This window comes from Mycobacterium saskatchewanense (genome assembly GCF_010729105.1).
In the GTDB taxonomy this organism is placed as follows: Bacteria; Actinomycetota; Actinomycetes; order Mycobacteriales; family Mycobacteriaceae; genus Mycobacterium; species Mycobacterium saskatchewanense.
This window is the reverse complement of record NZ_AP022573.1, coordinates 5350962-5372167: the sequence shown is the minus strand read 5'-3', so window position 1 is coordinate 5372167 and position 21206 is coordinate 5350962. Positions and strand designations below refer to the sequence as shown.

Below are 21206 nucleotides of genomic sequence, written 5' to 3'. Positions count from 1 at the left end.
GGATCATGGAGCGAGTTGAACGTCTACATACCCATCCTGGTACTGGGAGCGATAGCGGCGGCCTTCGCCGTCGGATCGGTCGCCATCGCGAGCCTCGTCGGCCCGTCGCGCTACAACCGCTCCAAACTCGAGGCCTACGAATGCGGGATCGAGCCCACCGAATCCCCCGTCAGCGGCCCGCAGGCGGCAAGCGGCCAGCGGTTCCCGGTGAAGTATTACCTGACCGCAATGTTGTTTATCGTCTTCGACATCGAAATCGTGTTCTTGTATCCCTGGGCGGTCAGTTACGACGCGCTCGGCACGTTCGCGTTGGTCGAGATGGTGGTGTTCGTGCTCACGGTGTTCGTGGCCTACGCCTACGTGTGGCGCCGCGGCGGCCTGACGTGGGATTGAGGTAAGACGTGGGTCTCGAGGAACAGCTTCCCGGCGGGATCCTGCTGGGAACGGTCGAAAAGGTCGCGGGCTATGTCCGCAAGAACTCGCTCTGGCCGGCGACATTCGGGCTGGCCTGCTGCGCGATCGAGATGATGGCAACGGCCGGGCCAAGATTCGACCTCGCGCGGTTCGGCATGGAACGATTCTCGGCGACGCCCCGCCAGGCCGATCTGATGATCGTCGCCGGGCGGGTGAGCCAGAAGATGGCCCCGGTGCTGCGCCAGATCTACGACCAGATGGCCGAACCGAAGTGGGTGCTGGCCATGGGCGTGTGCGCATCGTCCGGCGGCATGTTCAACAACTACGCGATCGTCCAGGGCGTCGACCACGTGGTGCCCGTGGACATCTACCTGCCCGGCTGCCCGCCGCGGCCCGAGATGCTGCTGTACGCAATCCTCAAGCTGCACGAGAAGATTCAGGAGATGCCCTTGGGCGTCAACCGGGAGCAGGCCATCGCCGAAGCCGAGGAGGCGGCGCTGGGCGCCCGGCCCACCATCGAGATGCGCGGACTGCTGCGATGAGCTCACCAGGCCACGACCCGAAGCGGGCCACCAGTGAGGTCGGTGGGACACCACCGGGCCCCGACGAAGAAGTGATCAACGTGCGTCGCGGGATGTTCGGGATCAACGGCACCGGCGACACCACCGGCTACGGGCGGCTGGTGCGTGAGATCACCCTGCCGGGTAGCTCTCCGCGACCCTATGGCGGTTACTTCGACGACGTGGTGGATCGGTTGGCCGACGCGCTCAAGGCCGGCGACGTCGAATTCGAGGACGCCATCGAGAAAGTGGTGGTGTACCGCAACGAGCTCACGCTGCACGTGCGCCGCGAGAGGCTGGTGGCCGTGGCCCAGCGCCTCCGCGACGAGCCCGAGCTGCGCTTCGAGATGTGCCTGGGCGTCAGCGGAGTGCACTACCCGCACGAGACCGGCCGCGAGCTGCACGCCGTCTACCCGCTGCAGTCGATCACTCACAACCGCCGGCTGCGGTTGGAAGTGACTGCGCCGGACAGCGATCCGCACATCCCGTCGCTGTTTGCCGTCTACCCCACCAACGACTGGCACGAACGCGAGACCTACGACTTCTTCGGAATCATCTTCGACGGGCACCCGTCGCTGACCCGCATCGAGATGCCCGACGACTGGCACGGGCACCCGCAACGCAAGGACTACCCCCTCGGCGGCATCCCCGTCGAATACAAAGGGGCGCAGATACCCCCGCCCGACGAGCGGAGAGCGTACAACTGATGAGCACGATCACCGACTCGGCGCACGACGGTGGCGCCGCGGAAAGCCCCGAGACCGTCCTGGTCGCCGGCGGCCAGGACTGGGACCAGATCGTCGACGCGGCCCGAGGCGCCGACCCGGGTGAGCGCATCGTCGTCAACATGGGCCCGCAGCACCCGTCGACCCACGGGGTGCTGCGGCTGATCCTCGAGATCGAGGGCGAGACCGTCATCGAGGTGCGCTGCGGAATCGGCTACCTGCACACCGGGATCGAGAAGAACCTCGAATACCGCTACTGGACCCAGGGTGTCACCTTCGTGACCAGGATGGATTACCTGTCACCGTTTTTCAACGAGACCGCCTACTGCCTCGGCGTGGAGAAGCTGCTCGGCATCACCGACCAGATACCGGAGCGGGTCAACGTCATCCGCGTGCTGATGATGGAGCTCAACCGGATCTCCTCGCACCTGGTCGCGCTGGCGACCGGCGGCATGGAGTTGGGCGCGATGACACCGATGTTCGTCGGCTTCCGCGGCCGCGAGATCGTCCTGACCCTGTTCGAGAAGATCTCCGGCCTGCGGATGAACAGCGCCTACATCCGGCCCGGGGGCGTGGCGCAGGACTTGCCGCAAGGCGCCGAGAAAGACATCGCCGAGGCCCTCAAGCCGCTGCGCCAGGTGCTGCGCGAAATGGGCGAGCTGCTCAACGAAAACGCCATCTGGAAGGCCCGCACCTGCGACGTCGGCTACCTCGACCTGACCGGTTGCATGGCGCTGGGCATCACCGGCCCGATCCTGCGCGCCACCGGGCTGCCCCATGACCTGCGTAAGAGCGAGCCGTACTGCGGCTACGAAAACTACGAATTCGACGTGATGACCGCCGACACGTGTGATGCTTACGGCCGCTACATGATTCGCGTCAACGAGATGTCGGAGTCGGTCAAGATCGTCGAGCAGTGTCTGGACAAGCTGAAGCCCGGCCCGATCATGGTCGAGGACCGCAAGATCGCCTGGCCGGCCGACCTGACGGTGGGACCCGACGGCATGGGCAACTCGCCGGAGCACATCGCCAAGATCATGGGCAGCTCGATGGAGGCGTTGATCCATCACTTCAAGCTGGTCACCGAGGGCATCCGGGTTCCCGCGGGCCAGGTGTACACCGCGGTGGAGTCGCCGCGGGGTGAACTCGGCGTGCACATGGTCAGCGACGGCGGCACCCGCCCCTACCGGGTGCACTACCGGGACCCCTCGTTCACCAATCTGCAGTCGGTCGCCGCGATGTGCGAGGGCGGCCTGGTCGCCGACCTGATCACCGCCGTCGCGAGCATCGACCCCGTCATGGGCGGAGTCGACCGATGACCGGGCCCCAAGGCCAGCCCGTCTTCATCCGACTCGGGCCGCCGCCCGAAGAACCCAACGCGTTCGTCACCGAGGGTGCGCCGCAGTCGTATTCACCCGAAGTGCGGGCCCGCCTCGAGGTCGACGCCAAGGAGATCATCGGCCGCTACCCCAACAAGCGTTCGGCGCTGTTGCCGCTGCTGCACCTCGTGCAGTCGCAGGATTCCTACCTGACCCCGGCCGGACTGGAATTCTGCGGCGAGCAGCTCGGCCTGACGGGGGCCGAGGTGTCGGCGGTCGCCAGCTTCTACACCATGTACCGCCGCGGCCCCACCGGCGAATACTTCGTCGGCGTCTGCACGAACACCCTGTGCGCCGTCATGGGCGGCGACGCCATCTTCGACGAACTGAAAGAGCACCTGGGCATCGGGAACGACGAGACCACCGAAGACGGCTCGGTCACCCTGCAGCACATCGAGTGCAACGCCGCCTGCGACTACGCGCCAGTGGTCATGGTCAACTGGGAGTTCTTCGACAACCAGACGCCGGAATCCGCGCGCGAACTCGTCGACTCCCTGCGCTCCGGCGACCCCAAGCCGCCCACCCGCGGCGCCCCGCTGTGCACCTTCCGCGAGACCTCCCGCATTCTGGCGGGCCTGCCCGACGAGCGCCCCGACCAGGGCCAGGGCGGCGCAGGTGCCGCCACCCTGGCGGGCCTGAAGGTGGCCCGGGAGCGCGGCATGCAGGCGCCCACCCCTTCGCAGGGCGCCGGGGAGGGTGAGCGGTGACGTCTTCCGAGGCAACGCCTTTGACGCCGGTCATCAGCCGGTTCTGGGACGACCCCGAGTCGTGGACGCTACAGACCTATCGCCGCCACGACGGCTACGAGGCGATGAAGAAGGCCCTGGCCATGGCGCCGGACGACGTGATCGCCGCCGTCAAGGACTCCGGGTTGCGCGGGCGCGGCGGCGCGGGCTTCTCGACCGGGACCAAATGGTCGTTCATCCCGCAGGGCGACAGCGGCCCGGCCGCCAAGCCGCACTACCTGGTGGTCAACGCCGACGAGTCGGAACCCGGTACGTGCAAAGACATTCCGCTGATGCTGGCGACGCCGCACGTGCTCGTCGAGGGCGTCATCATCGCCTCCTACGCCATCCGCGCCAGCCACGCGTTCATCTACGTGCGCGGTGAGGTGCTGCCGGTGCTGCGCCGGCTGCAGAACGCGGTCGCCGAGGCCTATGCCGCCGGGTACCTGGGCCGCGACATCAACGGTTCTGGCTTCGACCTGGAGCTGGTGGTGCACGCCGGCGCGGGCGCCTACATCTGCGGCGAGGAGACGGCGCTGCTCGACTCGCTCGAGGGCCGCCGCGGCCAGCCGCGCCTGCGTCCGCCCTTCCCCGCGGTGGCCGGCCTGTACGGGTGCCCCACGGTGATCAACAACGTCGAGACGATCGCCAGCGTGCCGTCGATCATCCTCAACGGCGTCGACTGGTTCCGGTCCATGGGCAGCGAGAAATCGCCTGGCTTCACGCTGTATTCGCTGTCCGGGCACGTCACCCGGCCCGGTCAGTACGAGGCCCCGCTGGGGATCACTTTGCGCGAGCTGCTCGACTACGCCGGCGGTGTGCGGGCCGGGCACCGACTCAAGTTCTGGACGCCGGGCGGGTCGTCCACCCCGCTGCTCACCGACGAACACCTCGACGTGCCACTGGATTACGAGGGCGTCGGCGGGGTCGGGTCGATGCTGGGCACCAAGGCGCTGGAGATCTTCGACGAGACCACCTGCGTGGTGCGCGCCGTGCGTCGCTGGACCTACTTCTACAAGCACGAATCGTGCGGGAAGTGCACGCCGTGCCGGGAGGGCACCTTCTGGCTGGACCAGATCTACGAACGGCTGGAAACCGGTAAGGGCACCAGCGAGGACATCGGCAAGCTGCTGGACATCTCCGACACCATCCTCGGAAAGTCGTTCTGCGCGTTGGGCGATGGCGCCGCCAGTCCGGTGATGTCGTCGATCAAGTACTTCCGCGACGAGTACGTCGCCCACGTCGAGGGCGGCGGCTGCCCGTTCGACCCCAGAGACTCCATGCTGACGCCGAACGGAAGGGCATGACACGCTCGTGACTAGCGACGCGACGATGCAGTGGGGGTACGCCCCCTCGCCGGCGGAGGACGAAGCGATGAGGTGGGGGTACCACCCGTTAGCGGGGGGAGAGCGACGCTCGTGACTAGTGCCGCCAAGACCGAGACCGGCGACGAGGTGCGTCCGCCGGACATGGTGACGCTGACCATCGACGACAACGAAATCAGTGTTCCCAAGGGCACTCTCGTGATCCGCGCGGCGGAGTTGATGGGCATCCAGATCCCGCGGTTCTGCGACCATCCCCTGCTGGATCCGGTCGGAGCGTGCCGCCAGTGCCTGGTCGAGGTCGAAGGCCAGCGCAAGCCGATGGCGTCGTGCACGACGGTCGCGACCGACGACATGGTGGTGCGCACGCAGCTGACGTCCGAGGCGGCAGACAAGGCCCAGCACGGCGTGATGGAGCTGCTGCTGATCAACCATCCGCTGGACTGCCCGATGTGCGACAAGGGCGGCGAATGCCCGCTGCAGAACCAGGCAATGTCCAACGGGCGCGCCGACTCCCGCTTCACCGACGTCAAACGCACCTTCGCCAAGCCGATCAACATCTCCTCGCAGGTGCTGCTCGACCGTGAGCGCTGCATCCTGTGCGCCCGCTGCACCCGGTTCTCCGAGCAGATCGCCGGCGACCCGTTCATCGACATGCAGGAGCGCGGCGCGCTGCAGCAGGTCGGCATCTACGCCAACGAGCCGTTCGATTCCTACTTTTCGGGCAACACGGTGCAGATCTGCCCGGTCGGCGCGCTCACCGGAACCGCCTACCGCTTCCGCGCCCGCCCGTTCGACCTGGTCTCGAGCCCGAGCGTGTGCGAGCACTGCGCCTCGGGCTGTGCCCAACGCACCGACCACCGCCGCGGCAAGGTGCTGCGCCGTCTCGCCGGGGACGACCCCGAGGTCAACGAGGAGTGGAACTGCGACAAGGGCCGGTGGGCCTTCACGTACGCAACGCAACCCGACGTGATCACCACTCCCCTGATCCGCGACGCGGGCGGATCGCTGGTCCCCGCCTCCTGGTCGCTCGCGATGACGACGGCGATCCGCGGCCTCGAGGCGGCCCGCGGGCGCACGGGCGTGCTGGTCGGCGGCCGCGCGACCCTGGAAGACGCCTACGCTTACTCCAAGTTCACCCGAATCGTCCAGGACAGCAACGACATCGACTTCCGTGCGCGTCCGAGCTCGGCCGAGGAGGCCGCGTTCCTGGCGTCGCGCATCGCCGGCCGGCGTGATGTCAGCTACGCCGATCTGGAATCGGCGCCGGCGGTGCTGCTGGTCGGCTTCGAGCCGGAGGACGAGTCGCCCATCGTGTTCCTGCGCTTGCGCAAGGCGGCACGCAAGCGCGGGTTGCCGGTGTACGCGGTCGCGCCGTTCGCCACCAGGGCGCTGGTGAAGATGTCGGGCCGGCTGATCGAAACCGTTCCCGGCGCCGAGGCGTCGGCGCTGGACGGGCTGGCCACCGGCGACCTTGGCGAACTGCTCGGCAAGCCCGGCGCGGTGATCATGGTCGGGGAGCGGCTGGCGGCGGTGCCCGGCGGGTTGTCCGCCGCCGCCCGGCTCGCCGATACCACCGGCGCCCGGCTGGCCTGGGTGCCCCGCCGGGCCGGTGAACGCGGTGCGCTGGAGGCCGGCGCGGTGCCCGGCCTGCTGCCCGGGGGCCGTCCCCTCGACGACGACGACGCCCGCACACAGATGGCCGCGGCGTGGCACGTCTCCGAATTGCCTTCCGCCGACGGCCGTGACGCCGACGGCATCCTGGCCGCGGCCGCTGACGGAACGCTCGGGGCGCTGCTGGTCGGCGGTGTGGAACCCGACGACTTCCCCGACCCGGCCGCGGTCCTGGCCGCGCTGGACGCCGCGCGATTCGTGGTCAGCCTCGAGCTGCGGCACAGCGCCGTCACCGAGCGCGCCGACGTCGTCTTCCCGGTCGCGCCGACAACGCAGAAGGCCGGCGCGTTCGTCAACTGGGAGGGCCGTTTCCGGCCGTTCGAGCCCGCGCTGCGCGGCACCACCCAGCAGGCCGGCCAATCCGACCACCAGGTGCTCGACGCGCTGGCCGCGGAGATGGGCGTCTATTTGGGGACGAGCACCGTCGATGAAGCACGCCGTGAGCTGGCCGGGCTGGGCACCTGGGACGGCGCGCGCGCCGCGGACCCGGGGGTCGAGGCGCCGGAACCGCCCAAGCCCGGCACCGGTGAGGCCGTGTTGACCGGGTGGCGGCTGCTGCTCGACGACGGGCGGCTGCAAGACGGTGAACCGCATCTGGCCGGCACCGCCCGCACTCCCGTGGCGCGGCTCTCGGCCGAGACGGCCGCCGAGATCGGCGCGGCGGACGGCGGCGAGGTCACCGTCAGCACGTCGCGGGGATCGATCACCCTGCCTTTGGCGGTCACCGACATGCCCGACCGGGTGGTCTGGCTCCCGCTGAATTCACCCGGCTCCGCCGTGCACCGGCAACTCGGCGTCACCGTCGGCCAGATCGTGCGGATCGGAGTGAACTCATGACCGCCTTCGGACACGACACCTGGTGGCTGGTGCTGGGCAAGGCGCTGGCCATATTCGTGTTCCTCATGCTCAACGTGCTGGTCGCGATCCTGGCCGAGCGCAAGATCCTGGGCTGGATGCAGCTGCGTCCCGGACCCAACCGCGTGGGTCCGTGGGGCACCCTGCAGAGCCTCGCCGACGGGATCAAGCTGGCCCTCAAAGAGAGCATCACCCCCGCCGGCGTCGACAAGTTCGTGTACTTCGCGGCACCCTGCATCTCGGTGATTCCCGCGTTCACCGCCTTCGCATTCATCCCGTTCGGACCGGTGGTGTCGGTCTTCGGCCACCACACGCCCCTGCAGCTGACCGACCTGCCGGTCGCGGTCCTGTTCATCCTGGGGCTCTCGGCCATCGGGGTGTACGGCATCGTGCTCGGCGGCTGGGCGTCGGGATCCACCTACCCGCTGCTGGGCGGGGTGCGCTCCACCGCCCAGGTCATCTCCTACGAGGTCGCGATGGGGCTGTCCTTCGCGGCGGTGTTCCTCTACGCCGGGTCCATGTCGACATCGGAGATCGTGTCGGCCCAAGATCGGGTCTGGTACGTGTTCCTGCTGCTGCCGTCGTTCCTGATCTACCTGATCTCCATGGTTGGCGAGACCAACCGGGCACCGTTCGACCTGCCGGAGGCCGAGGGCGAGCTCGTCGCGGGGTTCCACACCGAGTACTCGTCGCTGAAGTTCGCGATGTTCATGCTGGCCGAGTACGTCAACATGATGACGGTTTCGTCGCTGGCGACCGTCATGTTCTTCGGCGGCTGGCATGCGCCCTGGCCGCTGAACATGTGGGCGGGGGCCAACACCGGGTGGTGGCCGGTGCTGTGGTTCACCGCCAAGATGTGGACCTTCCTTTTCGTGTACTTCTGGCTGCGCGCCAGCCTGCCCCGGTTGCGCTACGACCAGTTCATGGCGCTGGGCTGGAAACTGTTGATCCCGGCCTCGCTGGTGTGGGTGCTGATCGCGGCGGTCATCCGCACACTGCGCAACCAGGGCTACGCGCACTGGACCCCGGTTCTGGTGGTCAGCAGCATCGTGGTCGCCGTGGCGCTGGTCTTGCTGTTGCGAAAACCATTGACCGCGCCCGACATTCGCGCCATGGACCGACAGCTGCGTCGGGAAGACGGCGAACGGCCCGGTCCCGTGAGCCCCGGGGTGGCATTCCCGACCCCGCCGCTGCCCCAGATGCCGGGCCAGCACGCGAGCAAGGAGAAAGCACGTGCCTAAGTTCCTGGATGCCGTCGCCGGATTCGGCGTGACGCTCGGCTCGATGTTCAAGAAGAGGGTCACCGAGGAGTATCCGGAGAAGCCGGGTCCGGTCGCGCCCCGATACCACGGCCGTCACCAGCTCAACCGCTACCCGGACGGGCTGGAGAAGTGCATCGGCTGCGAGTTGTGCGCCTGGGCCTGCCCGGCCGACGCGATCTACGTCGAGGGCGCCGACAACACCGAGGAGCAACGGTTTTCGCCCGGGGAACGCTACGGCCGGGTGTACCAGATCAATTACCTGCGCTGCATCGGCTGCGGCCTTTGCATCGAGGCGTGCCCCACCCGCGCGCTGACAATGACCAACATCTACGAGATGGCCGACGACAACCGCGCCGACCTGATCTACGAGAAGGACCGGCTGCTGGCCCCGCTGCTGCCCGACATGACGGCGCCGCCGCACCCGCGGGCGCCCGGCGCCACCGACAAGGACTACTACCAGGGCAACGTCACCGCACAGGGCTTGCGCGAGCCGCAGGACGTCGGAGAACCCCGGTGACCACGTTCCTGGCTGCCGACGCCATCGTCCGCACCTCCACCGGCGAGGCGGTGACCTTCTACATCCTGGGTGCGCTCGCGCTGGTCGGCGCGCTCGGCGTGGTGCTCGCGGTCAATGCCGTGTACTCGGCCATGTTCCTGGCCATGACGATGATCATCCTGGCGGTGTTCTACATGGTCCAGGACGCGCTGTTCCTCGGCGTCGTCCAAGTCGTCGTCTACACCGGCGCCGTCATGATGCTGTTCCTGTTCGTACTGATGCTGATCGGCGTGGATTCCGCGGAGTCGCTGAAGGAGACGCTGCACGGGCAGCGCGTCGCCGCGGTGATTGCTGGGGTGGGTTTCGGCATCCTCCTGCTGGCCGCGCTCGGCAACGTCGCGACGGGCGGCTTCGTCGGGCTGACCACCGCCAACGCCAACGGCAACGTCGAAGGCCTGGCCGCGCTGATCTTTTCGCGGTACCTGTGGGCGTTCGAGCTCACCAGCGCGTTGCTCATCACCGCGGCCGTCGGGGCGATGGTGCTGGCGCATCGCGAGCGCTTCGAACGCCGCAGGACCCAGCGGGAACTCTCGCAGGAGCGCTTCCGGGCCGGCGGGCACCCCACGCCCATGCCGAGTCCCGGTGTCTATGCGCGCCATAACGCCGTCGACGTGGCCGCGCTGCTGCCGGACGGGTCGTACTCGGAGTTGTCGGTGTCGTCGATCCTGCGGGGCAGGGGCGCCGACGGCGCCGAGACGCCTGCGGTACCCCAGACGGTGAAGGGCGGCGCGTAGTGAATCCGGCCAACTACCTGTACCTGTCGGCCCTGCTGTTCACCATCGGCGCCGCGGGAGTGCTGTTGCGCCGCAACGCCATCGTGATGTTCATGTGCGTCGAGCTGATGCTCAACGCCGTCAACCTGGCGTTCGTCACCTTCGCGCGGATGCACGGCCACCTGGACGGGCAGATGATCGCGTTCTTCACGATGGTGGTGGCCGCCTGCGAGGTCGTCATCGGCCTGGCGATCATCATGACGATCTTCCGTGCCCGCAAATCGGCGTCGGTTGACGACGCGAACCTACTCAAAGGCTGAGAACGCCAAGATGACTCATCTGACCTGGCTGCTGGTCGCACTGCCTCTGGCCGGTGCCGTCATTCTGCTGTTCGGCGGCCGGCGCACCGACGCCTGGGGGCACCTGCTCGGCTGCGCCGCCGCGCTCGCATCGTTCGGGGTCGGCGTGACACTGCTCGCCGACATGCTCGGCCGGGCCGGTGACGACCGGACCATCCACCAGACGTTGTTCACCTGGATCCCCGTCGGCGCGCTGCGCGTCGACTTCGGGCTGCAAATCGACCAGCTGTCCATGTGTTTCGTGCTGCTGATCACGGGCGTCGGGTCACTGATTCACATCTACTCGGTCGCCTACATGAAAGACGACGCCGATCGCCGTCGTTTCTTCGGCTACCTCAACCTGTTCCTGGCCTCGATGCTGCTGCTGGTGGTTGCCGACAACTACCTGGTGCTCTACGTCGGCTGGGAAGGCGTCGGCCTGGCGTCCTACCTGCTGATCGGGTTCTGGTACCACAAGCCGTCCGCGGCCACCGCCGCCAAGAAGGCGTTTGTGATGAACCGGGTGGGTGACGCCGGCCTGGCGGTCGGGATGTTCGTCATGTTCGCCAACTTCGGCACGCTGTCCTACGCCGGGGTATTCGCCGGCGCACCCGCCGCCGGGCGGGGCGCGCTGACGGCGATGGGGCTGTTGCTGCTCCTGGGCGCCTGCGCCAAGTCGGCCCAGGTACCGCTGCAGGCCTGGCTCGGCGACGCGATGGAGGGCCCCACCCCGGTGTCCGCGCTGATCCACGCCGCCACCATGGTGACCGCCGGCGTCTACCTGATCGTGCGGTCCAACCCGCTCTACAACCTCTCGCCCGACGCGCAATTGGGCGTGGTCATCGTCGGCGCGGTCACGCTGCTGTTCGGGGCGTTCATCGGCTGCGCAAAGGACGACATCAAGCGCGCGCTGGCGGCGTCGACGATGAGCCAGATCGGCTACATGGTGCTGGCCGCCGGCCTGGGCCCAGCCGGCTACGCGTTCGCGATCATGCACCTGCTCACGCACGGGTTCTTCAAGGCCGGCCTGTTCCTCGGCTCCGGCGCGGTGATCCACGCGATGCACGAGGAGCAGGACATGCGCCGCTACGGCGGCCTGCGCAAGGCCCTGCCGATCACCTTCGCCACCTTCGGCCTGGGCTACCTGGCGATCATCGGCGTGCCGCCGTTCGCGGGCTTCTTCTCCAAGGACAAGATCATCGAGGCGGCGCTGTCCACCGGGGACACCAGGGGTTACGTGCTGGGCGGGGCGGCGCTGCTCGGCGCCGGCATCACCGCCTTCTACATGACGCGGGTGATGCTGATGACCTTCTTCGGCCAGAAGCGTTGGGCCCCGGACACTCACCCGCACGAGGCGCCGGCCGCCATGGCGTGGCCGATGATCATCCTGGCCTTCGGCTCGGTGTTCTCCGGCTTCCTGTTCTGGTGGGGAGGGAGCCTGCAGCGCTGGCTCGAACCCGTCGTCGGGAAACACGAGGAGACCGCCCAAGCGCTGCCGGCGTGGGTCACCACCGTCGTCGCGCTGGCTGTCGTCGCCATCGGCATCGCGGTCGCCTACCGGATGTACGCCACGGCGCCCATCCCCCGGGTCGCCCCGCTCGCCGTCAGCCCGGCGACGACGGCCGCCCGCCGCGACCTCTACGGCGACGCCTTCAACGAAGGGGTGTTCATGCGCCCAGGCGCGCAACTCACCGAGGCGCTCGTCGAGATCGACGACGCGGGCGTGGACGGCTCGGTTAACGCGCTGGCGGCGCTGGTGAGCAGGATGTCAAACCGCTTGCGGGGCCTGCAAACCGGCTTTGCGCGTAACTACGCGTTGTCGATGCTGGCGGGTGCGGTCCTGGTGATCGCTCTGATTTTGGCGGTGAAAGTGTGGTGAACGGCGCTGTCGTGGAGCGCGCCGGCGATGGCGCGGTGCGGAGCGATGTGGAGGAGCGACGCTCGTGAATAACGTCCCGTGGCTGAGCGTACTGTGGCTGCTGCCGCTGGCGGGCTCCGTCCTGATCATCGTGCTGCCGCCGGGCTTGCGCCAGCTCGCCAAGTGGGCCGGCCTCCTCTTCGGCGTCCTGACCCTGGCGGTGGCCCTCGTGGTCACGGTCGGCTTCAAAACCGGCGGACCCACTTACCAATTCGTGGAGAGCCACCAGTGGATACCGGCGTTCGGCGCCGGCTACTCCCTCGGCGTGGACGGCATCGCGGTGGTGCTGGTGCTGCTGACCGCCGTGCTGATCCCGCTGCTGCAGGTGGCCGGCTGGAACGACGGTGGCGATCGTAGGCGCAGCGTCCACGCCTACGTCGCCCTCACCCTGGCCATCGAATCGATGGTGCTGGTCTCGGTGGTCGCGCTGGACGTCCTGCTGTTCTACGTGTTCTTCGAGGCCATGCTCGTCCCGATGTATTTCCTGATCGGCGGCTTCGGCCAGGGCCGCGGCAGGTCACGCGCGGCGGTGAAGTTCCTGCTGTACAACCTGTTCGGCGGCCTGATCATGCTGGCGGCGGTCATCGGGCTGTACGTGGTGACGTCGGAGCACGGTTCGGGCACGTTCGACTTCCGCGACATCGTGGCCGGCGTCGCGTCCGGCCGCTACGGCGCCGACCCCGCGGTGTTCAAGGCGCTGTTCCTGGGCTTCATGTTCGCGTTCGCGATCAAGGCCCCGCTCTGGCCGTTCCACCGCTGGCTCCCCGACGCCGCGGTCGAGGCCACCCCGGCGACCGCGGTCCTCATGATGGCGGTGATGGACAAGGTCGGGACCTTCGGCATGCTGCGCTACTGCCTGCAGCTGTTCCCTGGCGCCTCAACCTATTTCCGACCGCTGATCATTGTGCTGGCGGTGATCGGCGTGATCTACGGCGCGATCGTGGCAATCGGCCAGACCGACATCATGCGCCTGATCGCCTACACCTCGATCTCCCACTTCGGGTTCATCATCCTGGGCATCTTCGTGATGACCAGCCAGGGGCAGAGCGGGTCGACGCTGTACATGCTCAACCACGGCCTGTCCACCGCGGCGGTTTTCCTCATCGCGGGCTTCCTGATATCCCGCCACGGCAGCCGCGCCATCGCCGACTACGGCGGTGTACAGAAGGTGGCGCCGATCCTGGCCGGCACCTTCCTGGTGTCGGCGATGGCCACCCTGTCCCTGCCGGGTCTCGCGCCGTTCGTCAGCGAATTCCTGGTGCTGCTGGGCACTTTCAACCGGTACTGGCTGGCTGCCGCGTTCGGCGTCACCGCGCTGGTGCTGTCTGCCATCTACATGCTGTGGCTTTACCAACGGGTGATGACCGGACCGGTGGCCAGCGGCAACGAACGCATCGGCGACCTCCGGGCGCGTGAGATGATCGTCGTCGCACCGCTGATCGCGCTGCTACTCGGCCTCGGCGTCTACCCCAAGCCGGTGCTGGACCTCATCAACCCCGCCATCGAGAACACCATGACCACCATCGGCCAGCACGATCCCGCGCCGACTGTGCCACGCAATGCCCCGGCACAAGCGCCGACGACAGCCGAAGGACCGCACCGATGACCATTCCCACCCCCAGCGTCGAGTACTTCCTGCTGTGCCCGATGCTCATCGTCTTCGGCGTCGCGGTGGCCGGCGTGCTGGTCGAAGCGTTCCTACCCAGGCGGATTCGCTACGTTGCCCAGGTGGCGCTCGCGCTCGGCGGCCTGACCGGCGCGTTCGTCGCGGTGATCGCGGTGAGCCGCTCGCTTCCGGCGGCGGGCCGGTCTGCGGTGCTCGGCGCGGTGGCCATCGACCGGCCGACCCTGTATCTGCAGGGCACCGTGCTCCTGGTCGCGGTGATGGCGGTCGTCTTCATGGCCGAACGGACGCAGGCCAAGGCCGAGACGAAGGTGGCCGTGGCCGCCGGGGCGACAACGGGCACGGGCGGCCCGGGCACGGCCGGCCCGGGCGGCCTGGATTCCTTTACGCCGCAGGCATCGGCGGTGCCCGGCAGCGACGCCGAGCGCGAGGCGCGGCGTGCCGGCGTCGCGCAGACCGAGCTCTTCCCGCTGGCGATGCTCTCCGTCGGCGGCATGATGGTGTTCCCCGCCTCCAATGACCTACTCACCATGTTCGTGGCGCTGGAGGTCTTGTCGCTCCCGCTCTACCTGATGTGCGGCCTGGCCCGTCATCGCCGCCTGCTGTCGCAGGAAGCGGCGATGAAATACTTCCTGCTGGGCGCGTTCTCGTCGGCGTTCTTCCTCTACGGATCGGCCCTGCTGTACGGTGCGACCGGCACGCTCCTGCTGCCCGGGATCCGGGATGCGCTTGCGGCGCATGGGGACACCTCGATGGCGCTGGTCGGCGTCGCGCTGCTGTCGGTGGGCCTGCTGTTCAAAGTCGGCGCGGTCCCGTTCCATTCGTGGATCCCGGACGTCTATCAGGGTGCGCCCACCCCGATCACGGGGTTCATGGCGGCCGCCACCAAGGTGGCGGCGTTCGGGGCGCTGCTCCGCGTCGTCTACGTCGCTCTGCCGCCCCTGCACGATCAGTGGCGCCCGGTCCTGTGGGCGATCGCCATCCTCACCATGGCGGTGGGCACCGTCACCGCGGTGAACCAGACCGATGTCAAGCGCCTGCTGGCCTACTCGTCGGTCGCGCACGTCGGCTTCATCCTGACCGGTGTGATCGCCGACAACCCCGCCGGCCTGTCCGCCACGCTGTTCTACCTGCTGGCCTACAGCTTCAGCACGGTCGGGGCGTTCGCCGTCGTCGGACTGATCCGCAACGCCGACGGCGTCGAGGACGCCACCCTGTCGAACTGGGCGGGGCTCGGTCAGCGCTCGCCCATTGTGGGCGTGATGTTTTCGATGTTCCTCCTGGCGTTCGCCGGCATCCCGCTGACGAGCGGCTTCGTCAGCAAGCTCGCCGTGTTCAAGGCGGCCGCCCAGGGCGGCGCGGTGCCGCTGGTGGTCGTCGGTGTGGTCGCGAGCGGGGTGGCCGCCTACTTCTACGTGCGGGTGATCGTGTCGATGTTCTTCACCGAGGCCACCGAACAGACCCCGCACGTGGTGTCGCCCGGTATCCTCAGCAAGGCCGCCATCGCGATATGCGCCGCCGTCACAGTGGTTTTGGGCATCTTTCCGGAGCCGCTGCTCGACCTGGCCGACCAGGCCGCGCAGCTGCTGCGCTGAGTGACGCGAGTTACCCCAGGAACGGGCGCGCGGCCACCACGTAGATTGCCAGGACGCCCAGCGGCGCCGCGAGAGGAAGCCACGGCACCTGCAGCGGGAACGATACGGCGACCAACCCGGCGAATGTAAAGCCCACGGCCGCAACGATCGTCGGCCAGCTGCCCATGACCACGCCTGGGGCCGTCCCGACCGCGTAACGGCACACCAGGTAGCCGGCCGCGCACAGTCCCGACAGCGCGACGAGCACCAGCGGCGGGCCGGTCAGTGCCACCGTGAGCGTCGCGAGGAGCACCGCGAGCGTGGCGACGGCGCGAACGACCGCCCCGACACCGACCGCGGTCAGCGCCGCCGCGCCGGCGGCGACCGCAAGCCCGTGAGACCCGGCGGCAGCCGATCCCACCATCGCGAGGCCGAATCCGGTGGCGAACACGTGCGCCCCCCAACCCGCGACCGCCGCCGTCATCCCCGGAGCCTTCCCCGCACCCGCCGGTGGCGGTCCGGCAGCACACTCATCGACTGCTCGAGGCTGCGATCCCCTTGCCACGACACGATGTCGACCCCGATGCTCGCCATGTCCCGATACATGGCGGAGCGCTGCAACGCCCACATCCGATCCACGAGCGGATCCTGCTCCCCCTCGAAGGGCGAGCTGTCGAGGATGTCGACGGCGATGACGACGTGGCCGCGCTTGCGCAGGTCGATCAAGGCCAGCGCGAATTCGGTGTCGAGCAGCGTGGAGAAGGCGATGACGATCGCGCCCGCGGGCACGGCGGCGCGGGGCGCCAGTGTGCCGGTGGTGTTTTCGAATTGGTCCCCGGCGCCGAGCACGGTGTCGAGCACGCGATAGAACTGCCGCTGCCCGATGTCGGCACCCAGCCACCGGGGGCGGTTCCCCCCGAGTGCGACGATGCCCGCCCGGTCGCCGTGCCGCAGCGCGGTCTGCACCACCTGCGCCGCGCCGCGCACCACTCGCTCGGTGGCCACGGTCGCCGGCCCCGCCGGCTGCCGGTACGTGTCGATGAGGACGACGATGTCGGCGGCGCGGTCGGTCAGCCGCTGCGTCACGTGCAACCGGCCGCGGCGGGCACTCACGGGCCAATTCACCGCCCGCAATTGGTCGCCCGGTACGTAGGGGCGAATGTCGGCATACTCCACCCCGGGTCCGATGTGCCGGGTGAGATGCGCGCCCAGCCGGTCGAGCAACTCGGTGTGCGGGATGGGCGTCAGCTGCGGGGGCGTCAGCGGGAACACGATGATGTTCCCGGCGTCGACGGTGCCCGTCGCTTCCAGCAGACCCCCGCGCGCGACCGCGTCGACCCTGGCCCGGATCGCGTAGCGGCCCCAGCGATGCGCCGTCGCCGCAACCGTTTTCGCGTGATCCGAATCGGTGTCCAGCGCCTCGAGGTGCATGCCGTCGAGGGCCGGGATCGTGAGGCGGACGGCCGAAGATCCGGCGGTGCCGGGCTCCTCGGTGGCCCACACCTTCAGCCACGCCCGCTCGCCCTCGAAGCAGCGCTGGACGTCCGGCTCACCGTGCACGCGGACCCGCGGCACGGGGCGCTGCCAGCTGATCGAGCAGAGCACGCCGAGCAGCGGCGCGGCGAACGCGACGAGCCGCCACTGAGCGCCGATCACGGCGACGGCGAGCGCAACGCCCGAACAGGTCGCGATGGCCCGCGTCAAACGGGAAGCACGCCAGCGGAATTCGACATCGCGGCTCGCGGTCACGCCGACCTCACCCGTTGGTGCGGGGCACCGGCAGGCGCCGCAACAACTCGTCGACCACGTCCACGCCCTGAATCTTGCGCACCCACATCTCGGGCCGCAGGGTGATCCGGTGCGCGACCGCCGCCGTCGCAAGCGCCTTGACGTCCTCGGGGATCACGTAGTCACGCCCCAGCAACAGGGCCCGGGCGCGCGCGAGCTGGACCAGATCCAGCTCGGCACGGGGGCTTGCTCCGACCGCGACCTGGGGATGATGGCGGGTGGCCGTGGCGAGCGACACCACGTACCGCAGCACGTCTTCGTGCACGGTCACCTGCTCGACCGATTCGCGCATCGCCAAGAGGTCGTGGGCGTCCACCACCTGGCTGACCGTGGGGCGGGCCGATCCCCGGTCGAGGCGGCGCCGCAGCATGGCGGCCTCGTCACGCTCCGAGAGGTAGCGCAGTTCGAGCCGAATCGCGAACCGGTCGAGCTGCGCCTCGGGCAACGGATAGGTGCCCTCGTACTCGATCGGATTGTCCGTCGCGAGAACGATGAAAGGCTGTGGGAGCTGATGAGTTTCGCCGTCGATGCTGACCTGGCCCTCGGCCATCGCCTCCAGTAGCGCGGCCTGCGTCTTGGGCGGAGTGCGGTTGATCTCGTCGGCGAGCAACAGGTTGGTGAAGATCGGTCCGGCTCGGAAGGCGAACCGCCCGGACTGCATGTCATAGATCGTCGAGCCGAGCAGGTCGGCGGGCAACAGGTCGGGCGTGAACTGCACCCGGGTGAATTGCAGGCCCAGCGCCGCGGCGAAGGATCGCGCGATCAGGGTCTTGCCGAGGCCGGGCAGGTCCTCGATGAGGACGTGGCCGCGCGCGAGGACGGCGGTGAGGATCAGCGTGAGCGCGCCGCGCTTGCCCACCACCACTCGCTCGATTTCATCCAGCACCGCTTCGCAATGCGCGGTCGTGGTCGCCGCCGGCAGTGTCATGCCTGCTCCAACTTTCGCAGAATCTCTCCCAGCGCCGCGCGCCCCGGGCCGGGCGAGCGGTCACCGGTGCGGGTGACGTTGTTCGGGTTGACCCATTCCCACAGTTCCGGGCCGAAGAGCATCCGCCCGCTCGCGTGATACGCCGCCCGGTCCTTCGATTGCTTTTGGCCCGTGGTGATCTCGTATCGCCTCGCGAGCATCGGGCGCAGGTGCCGGTCCCAGTCGGCGCGGGTCGATTCCGACCACCGGATCGTCGACTCGGTGGTGGCGAGCCAGCGGCGCAACGAATCGCCCAGATCGTCCGGGGGCGCCTCGTCCTGGAGTCCCGGCCCGCGGCCCAGCACGCGCCGGACGCTGAGCAGCACCAACGCCAAGGCGACGCCGGCCGCCGCCGATACCACCCGGCGGTCGTGCATGATCAGCGCCAGCAGTTCCACGCCAACGATGAGGAAAGAACCAAGGGTGACAAGTCTTTTCATGCGGCGCTCCGGGATCCCAGTTCGTCGAGAACCAGGCGGAGGACTCCGACGGCGACGTCGCGGTGGTTCTCGTTCATGACGTGCGGGCTGAACCGTGCCTCGGCGAAGAGTTGGACCAGCTGCACGGCGTTGTCGGCATGCAGGGCATGGTGTTCGACGGCGCGGGCCAGCACCTCGGTGGGCGTATCGAACTCCTGGGGAACGGCCCCGGGAACGTTCGCCAGCTCGCGCTCCATCGCGGCGTAACACGCGATGATGGCCTCGCGCGGGTCGCGGCCGAGGTCGGCCACTTCGGCCAGTCCGCGTTCGGCCGCCCGCACCAACGAGTCGGACCCCGGCGTCGGCGTTTCGGGGTGGTATTCCGCCACGGCGTCCGGCACGGCCGCGCGCCGGCGTCGCGCCGACATGATGACGGTCCCGACGATGAGCATCAGCAGCATCGGGACGGTGGCCAGGAGCAGTATCCGGAACATGTCCGCGTTGTCGTTCTGCGGATGCGACTGTGGACGCGGCGCGGGGGCCTGCCCGGGCGGCGGCGCGGTGGGGGTCGAGGTGGGCGGCGACGGCGCGACATCGTGCGGCACCCATATGCGCATCACCAACGCCACCATCAGCAGCCACGCCACGATCACCGCGAGCCCGATCAGCAGCACCCGCCAACTGGGCCGGCCCCGGCCAGTGCCGAGCAGTTCGGAGAGCTCGCCGACGTTCGGGGCCACGACCCGCGGGTCTCGCAGCCGCGCCACGACGGCGATCGCCAGCAGCGCCAGCGTGCCCGCCAGGGCGGTGACGACGAACGTCAGCGCCGCCCGGCCGCCCGGCTCGGCGCGGGCCGCATGGTCCTGGGCCGGCAGGTATCCGCGGAGGGCGGCCGCGACGACGATCAGCAACACGATCAGGGCAACGACTCGCCCCGTCGCCTTGTCCACCCCAGGCACTCGACCGGTCACTTTCTTCATAGTCGCACGTCAAACGCGCCTGCCGCCAGGACGGCCGGGCGGTGCGGGCTTGTCCACAGTTGCGCTTTCATCCACACGCCGGGAGTTGCCGCCAACCGGGGACGCCATCGTTGTCGGAGGTGATTCATAGCGTCGCCTCAGTGTCAGGGTGAGGTGCCGCTGATCGCGGTGGTGGGATCCTGATCATCTGGTGCTTGGCTCGTAGCGTCGGTGCCGCCTTCGGGTTGGCGTGCATGCGTTTTGTCGGCACCAGGTGTGAAGGACCGGCCGGCGTGACTTGATAGGAGCGTGGCACCGCCCCCACTGAGGTTTGTCCGCCGACCGGCCCAACCGTCACCTCTCAGTGAATGGAGGCAACCACCATGGTTGTTGTTGGAGCCGATGTACACAAGCGCACGCATACCTTTGTCGCCGTCGACGAGGTGGGCCGCAAGGTTGGTGAGAAGACCGTTACGGCGGTCACCGCTGGGCATGCCGAGGCGGTGATGTGGGCCCGCGAACATTTCGGCGACGACGTCGTCTGGGCCATCGAGGACTGCCGGCACTTGTCGGCGCGTCTGGAACGCGACCTGTTCGGATTTGGTCAGAACGTGGTGCGGGTTCCCCCGAAGATGATGGCTCAGGTGCGGGCTTCGGCGCGCACGCGCGGCAAGTCCGATCCCATCGATGCGTTGGCGGTCGCGCGGGCATTTCTGCGCGAGCCAGATCTGCCCGTCGCCCTCACGACGAGGTGTCACGTGAGTTGAAGTTGTTGGTCGATCGCCGCGAAGTCCTTGTCGCACAACGGACTGCGATGATCAACCGGCTGCGCTGGCGTATTGACGAGCTCGATCCCGAGCGCGCCCCGGTGGCTCGGTCATTGGACCTGGCCAAACACCGGGTCATCCTCGGTGACTGGCTGAACACCCTCGACGGTCTGCTCGCCGAGCTGGCCAGCGACGAGTTGGCCGACATCACTCGACTCACCGAACAGATCAACGCCTTGGCTAAACGCATCGGTGAGCATGTGCGTGCCGTCGCCCCGGTGCTGCTGGCGATGCCCGGATGCGGGGAGCTGACCGCGGCCAAGCTTGTCGGCGAGACCGCTGGCGTCACCCGATTCAAAAGTGAGGCAGCTTTCGCCCGCCATAGCGGTGTGGCGCCGGTGCCGGTGTGGTCGGGCAACACCACGGCCGGGTCCGGATGACGCGTTCGGGCAACCGCCAGCTCAACGCTGCGCTGCACCGCATCGCCGTCACCCAGATTCGCCTCGACGGCCTAGGCCAGACCTACTACCGGCACCGCCTCGCTCAAGGCGACTCCGCCCCCGAAGCTCTTCGTTGCCTCAAGCGCCGCCTCGCCCGCGTCGTCTTTCGCCACCTTCACACCGACCACAACAACCGCCAAAAGCCTTGCCAACTGGCAGCGGCTTGA

Annotated in this window: 19 protein-coding genes and 1 pseudogene; 15 read left to right on the top strand and 5 right to left on the bottom strand. The window is 68.5% G+C overall.

Going from position 1 to position 21206, the window contains the following annotated elements:
* Positions 1-15 precede the first annotated feature (15 nt).
* The 14 genes from G6N56_RS25130 to nuoN all read left to right on the top strand — a co-directional run bounded on the left by G6N56_RS25130 (position 16) and on the right by nuoN (position 15660).
* Entirely contained in the window at positions 16-393 is a 378-nt protein-coding gene (locus tag G6N56_RS25130; RefSeq protein ID WP_085255143.1) for an NADH-quinone oxidoreductase subunit A, read from the top strand.
* A gap of 8 nt (positions 394-401) precedes the next feature.
* Positions 402-956 (top strand): NuoB/complex I 20 kDa subunit family protein, encoded by a 555-nt coding sequence (locus G6N56_RS25125; RefSeq protein WP_085255144.1) that lies wholly within the window; start codon positions 402-404, stop codon positions 954-956.
* Positions 953-1681, top strand: coding sequence for an NADH-quinone oxidoreductase subunit C (locus tag G6N56_RS25120; RefSeq protein WP_085255145.1), 729 nt, complete (start codon positions 953-955; stop codon positions 1679-1681). Before G6N56_RS25125 ends, G6N56_RS25120 begins: the two co-directional genes overlap by 4 nt.
* On the top strand, positions 1681-3018 hold the full coding sequence (nuoD, locus tag G6N56_RS25115) for an NADH dehydrogenase (quinone) subunit D (RefSeq protein WP_085255146.1): 1338 nt from the start codon (positions 1681-1683) through the stop codon (positions 3016-3018). The genes G6N56_RS25120 and nuoD overlap by 1 nt, the downstream gene beginning before the upstream one ends.
* The gene (gene nuoE / locus G6N56_RS25110; protein WP_085255147.1) at positions 3015-3785 is read left to right on the top strand and encodes an NADH-quinone oxidoreductase subunit NuoE; all 771 of its coding nucleotides are present in this window, start codon (positions 3015-3017) and stop codon (positions 3783-3785) included. Before nuoD ends, nuoE begins: the two co-directional genes overlap by 4 nt.
* Entirely contained in the window at positions 3782-5110 is a 1329-nt protein-coding gene (nuoF, locus tag G6N56_RS25105) for an NADH-quinone oxidoreductase subunit NuoF (RefSeq protein ID WP_085255148.1), read from the top strand. Before nuoE ends, nuoF begins: the two co-directional genes overlap by 4 nt.
* Before the next feature lie 111 nt (positions 5111-5221).
* The gene (locus G6N56_RS25100; protein ID WP_085255149.1) at positions 5222-7636 is read left to right on the top strand and encodes an NADH-quinone oxidoreductase subunit G; all 2415 of its coding nucleotides are present in this window, start codon (positions 5222-5224) and stop codon (positions 7634-7636) included.
* Entirely contained in the window at positions 7633-8895 is a 1263-nt protein-coding gene (gene nuoH, locus G6N56_RS25095; RefSeq protein WP_085255150.1) for an NADH-quinone oxidoreductase subunit NuoH, read from the top strand. The genes G6N56_RS25100 and nuoH overlap by 4 nt, the downstream gene beginning before the upstream one ends.
* On the top strand, positions 8888-9433 hold the full coding sequence (gene nuoI, locus G6N56_RS25090; protein ID WP_085255151.1) for an NADH-quinone oxidoreductase subunit NuoI: 546 nt from the start codon (positions 8888-8890) through the stop codon (positions 9431-9433). Before nuoH ends, nuoI begins: the two co-directional genes overlap by 8 nt.
* A complete protein-coding gene (locus G6N56_RS25085; protein ID WP_085255152.1) occupies positions 9430-10206 on the top strand; it encodes an NADH-quinone oxidoreductase subunit J in 777 nt (258 codons plus the stop codon). The genes nuoI and G6N56_RS25085 overlap by 4 nt, the downstream gene beginning before the upstream one ends.
* Positions 10206-10505: an NADH-quinone oxidoreductase subunit NuoK gene (gene nuoK / locus G6N56_RS25080; RefSeq protein ID WP_008259456.1), complete on the top strand. Its 300-nt coding sequence runs from the start codon at positions 10206-10208 to the stop codon at positions 10503-10505. The genes G6N56_RS25085 and nuoK overlap by 1 nt, the downstream gene beginning before the upstream one ends.
* A 10-nt stretch (positions 10506-10515) precedes the next feature.
* Entirely contained in the window at positions 10516-12402 is a 1887-nt protein-coding gene (gene nuoL, locus G6N56_RS25075; protein ID WP_085255153.1) for an NADH-quinone oxidoreductase subunit L, read from the top strand.
* Between the two features lie 64 nt (positions 12403-12466).
* Positions 12467-14047, top strand: a complete 1581-nt coding sequence (locus tag G6N56_RS25070) for an NADH-quinone oxidoreductase subunit M (RefSeq protein ID WP_085255154.1) — start codon at positions 12467-12469, stop codon at positions 14045-14047.
* Positions 14044-15660, top strand: a complete 1617-nt coding sequence (gene nuoN, locus G6N56_RS25065) for an NADH-quinone oxidoreductase subunit NuoN (RefSeq protein ID WP_085255155.1) — start codon at positions 14044-14046, stop codon at positions 15658-15660. The genes G6N56_RS25070 and nuoN overlap by 4 nt, the downstream gene beginning before the upstream one ends.
* Before the next feature lie 10 nt (positions 15661-15670).
* Here nuoN and G6N56_RS25060 read toward each other — a convergent pair whose 3' ends face one another.
* From G6N56_RS25060 to G6N56_RS25040, 5 genes are read right to left on the bottom strand one after another with little or no spacing between them, the layout of a single operon-like run.
* On the bottom strand, positions 15671-16123 hold the full coding sequence (locus G6N56_RS25060) for a hypothetical protein (RefSeq protein ID WP_085255156.1): 453 nt from the start codon (positions 16121-16123) through the stop codon (positions 15671-15673).
* A complete protein-coding gene (locus G6N56_RS25055) occupies positions 16120-17388 on the bottom strand; it encodes a DUF58 domain-containing protein (RefSeq protein ID WP_085255157.1) in 1269 nt (422 codons plus the stop codon). The genes G6N56_RS25060 and G6N56_RS25055 overlap by 4 nt, the downstream gene beginning before the upstream one ends.
* Before the next feature lie 7 nt (positions 17389-17395).
* Entirely contained in the window at positions 17396-18355 is a 960-nt protein-coding gene (locus tag G6N56_RS25050) for an AAA family ATPase (protein ID WP_085255158.1), read from the bottom strand.
* Positions 18352-18834: a hypothetical protein gene (locus tag G6N56_RS25045; protein WP_085255159.1), complete on the bottom strand. Its 483-nt coding sequence runs from the start codon at positions 18832-18834 to the stop codon at positions 18352-18354. The genes G6N56_RS25050 and G6N56_RS25045 overlap by 4 nt, the downstream gene beginning before the upstream one ends.
* On the bottom strand, positions 18831-19793 hold the full coding sequence (locus G6N56_RS25040) for a DUF4129 domain-containing protein (protein ID WP_180150413.1): 963 nt from the start codon (positions 19791-19793) through the stop codon (positions 18831-18833). The genes G6N56_RS25045 and G6N56_RS25040 overlap by 4 nt, the downstream gene beginning before the upstream one ends.
* Before the next feature lie 347 nt (positions 19794-20140).
* Here G6N56_RS25040 and G6N56_RS25035 point away from each other — a divergent pair.
* A pseudogene (locus G6N56_RS25035) lies at positions 20141-21206 on the top strand (IS110 family RNA-guided transposase).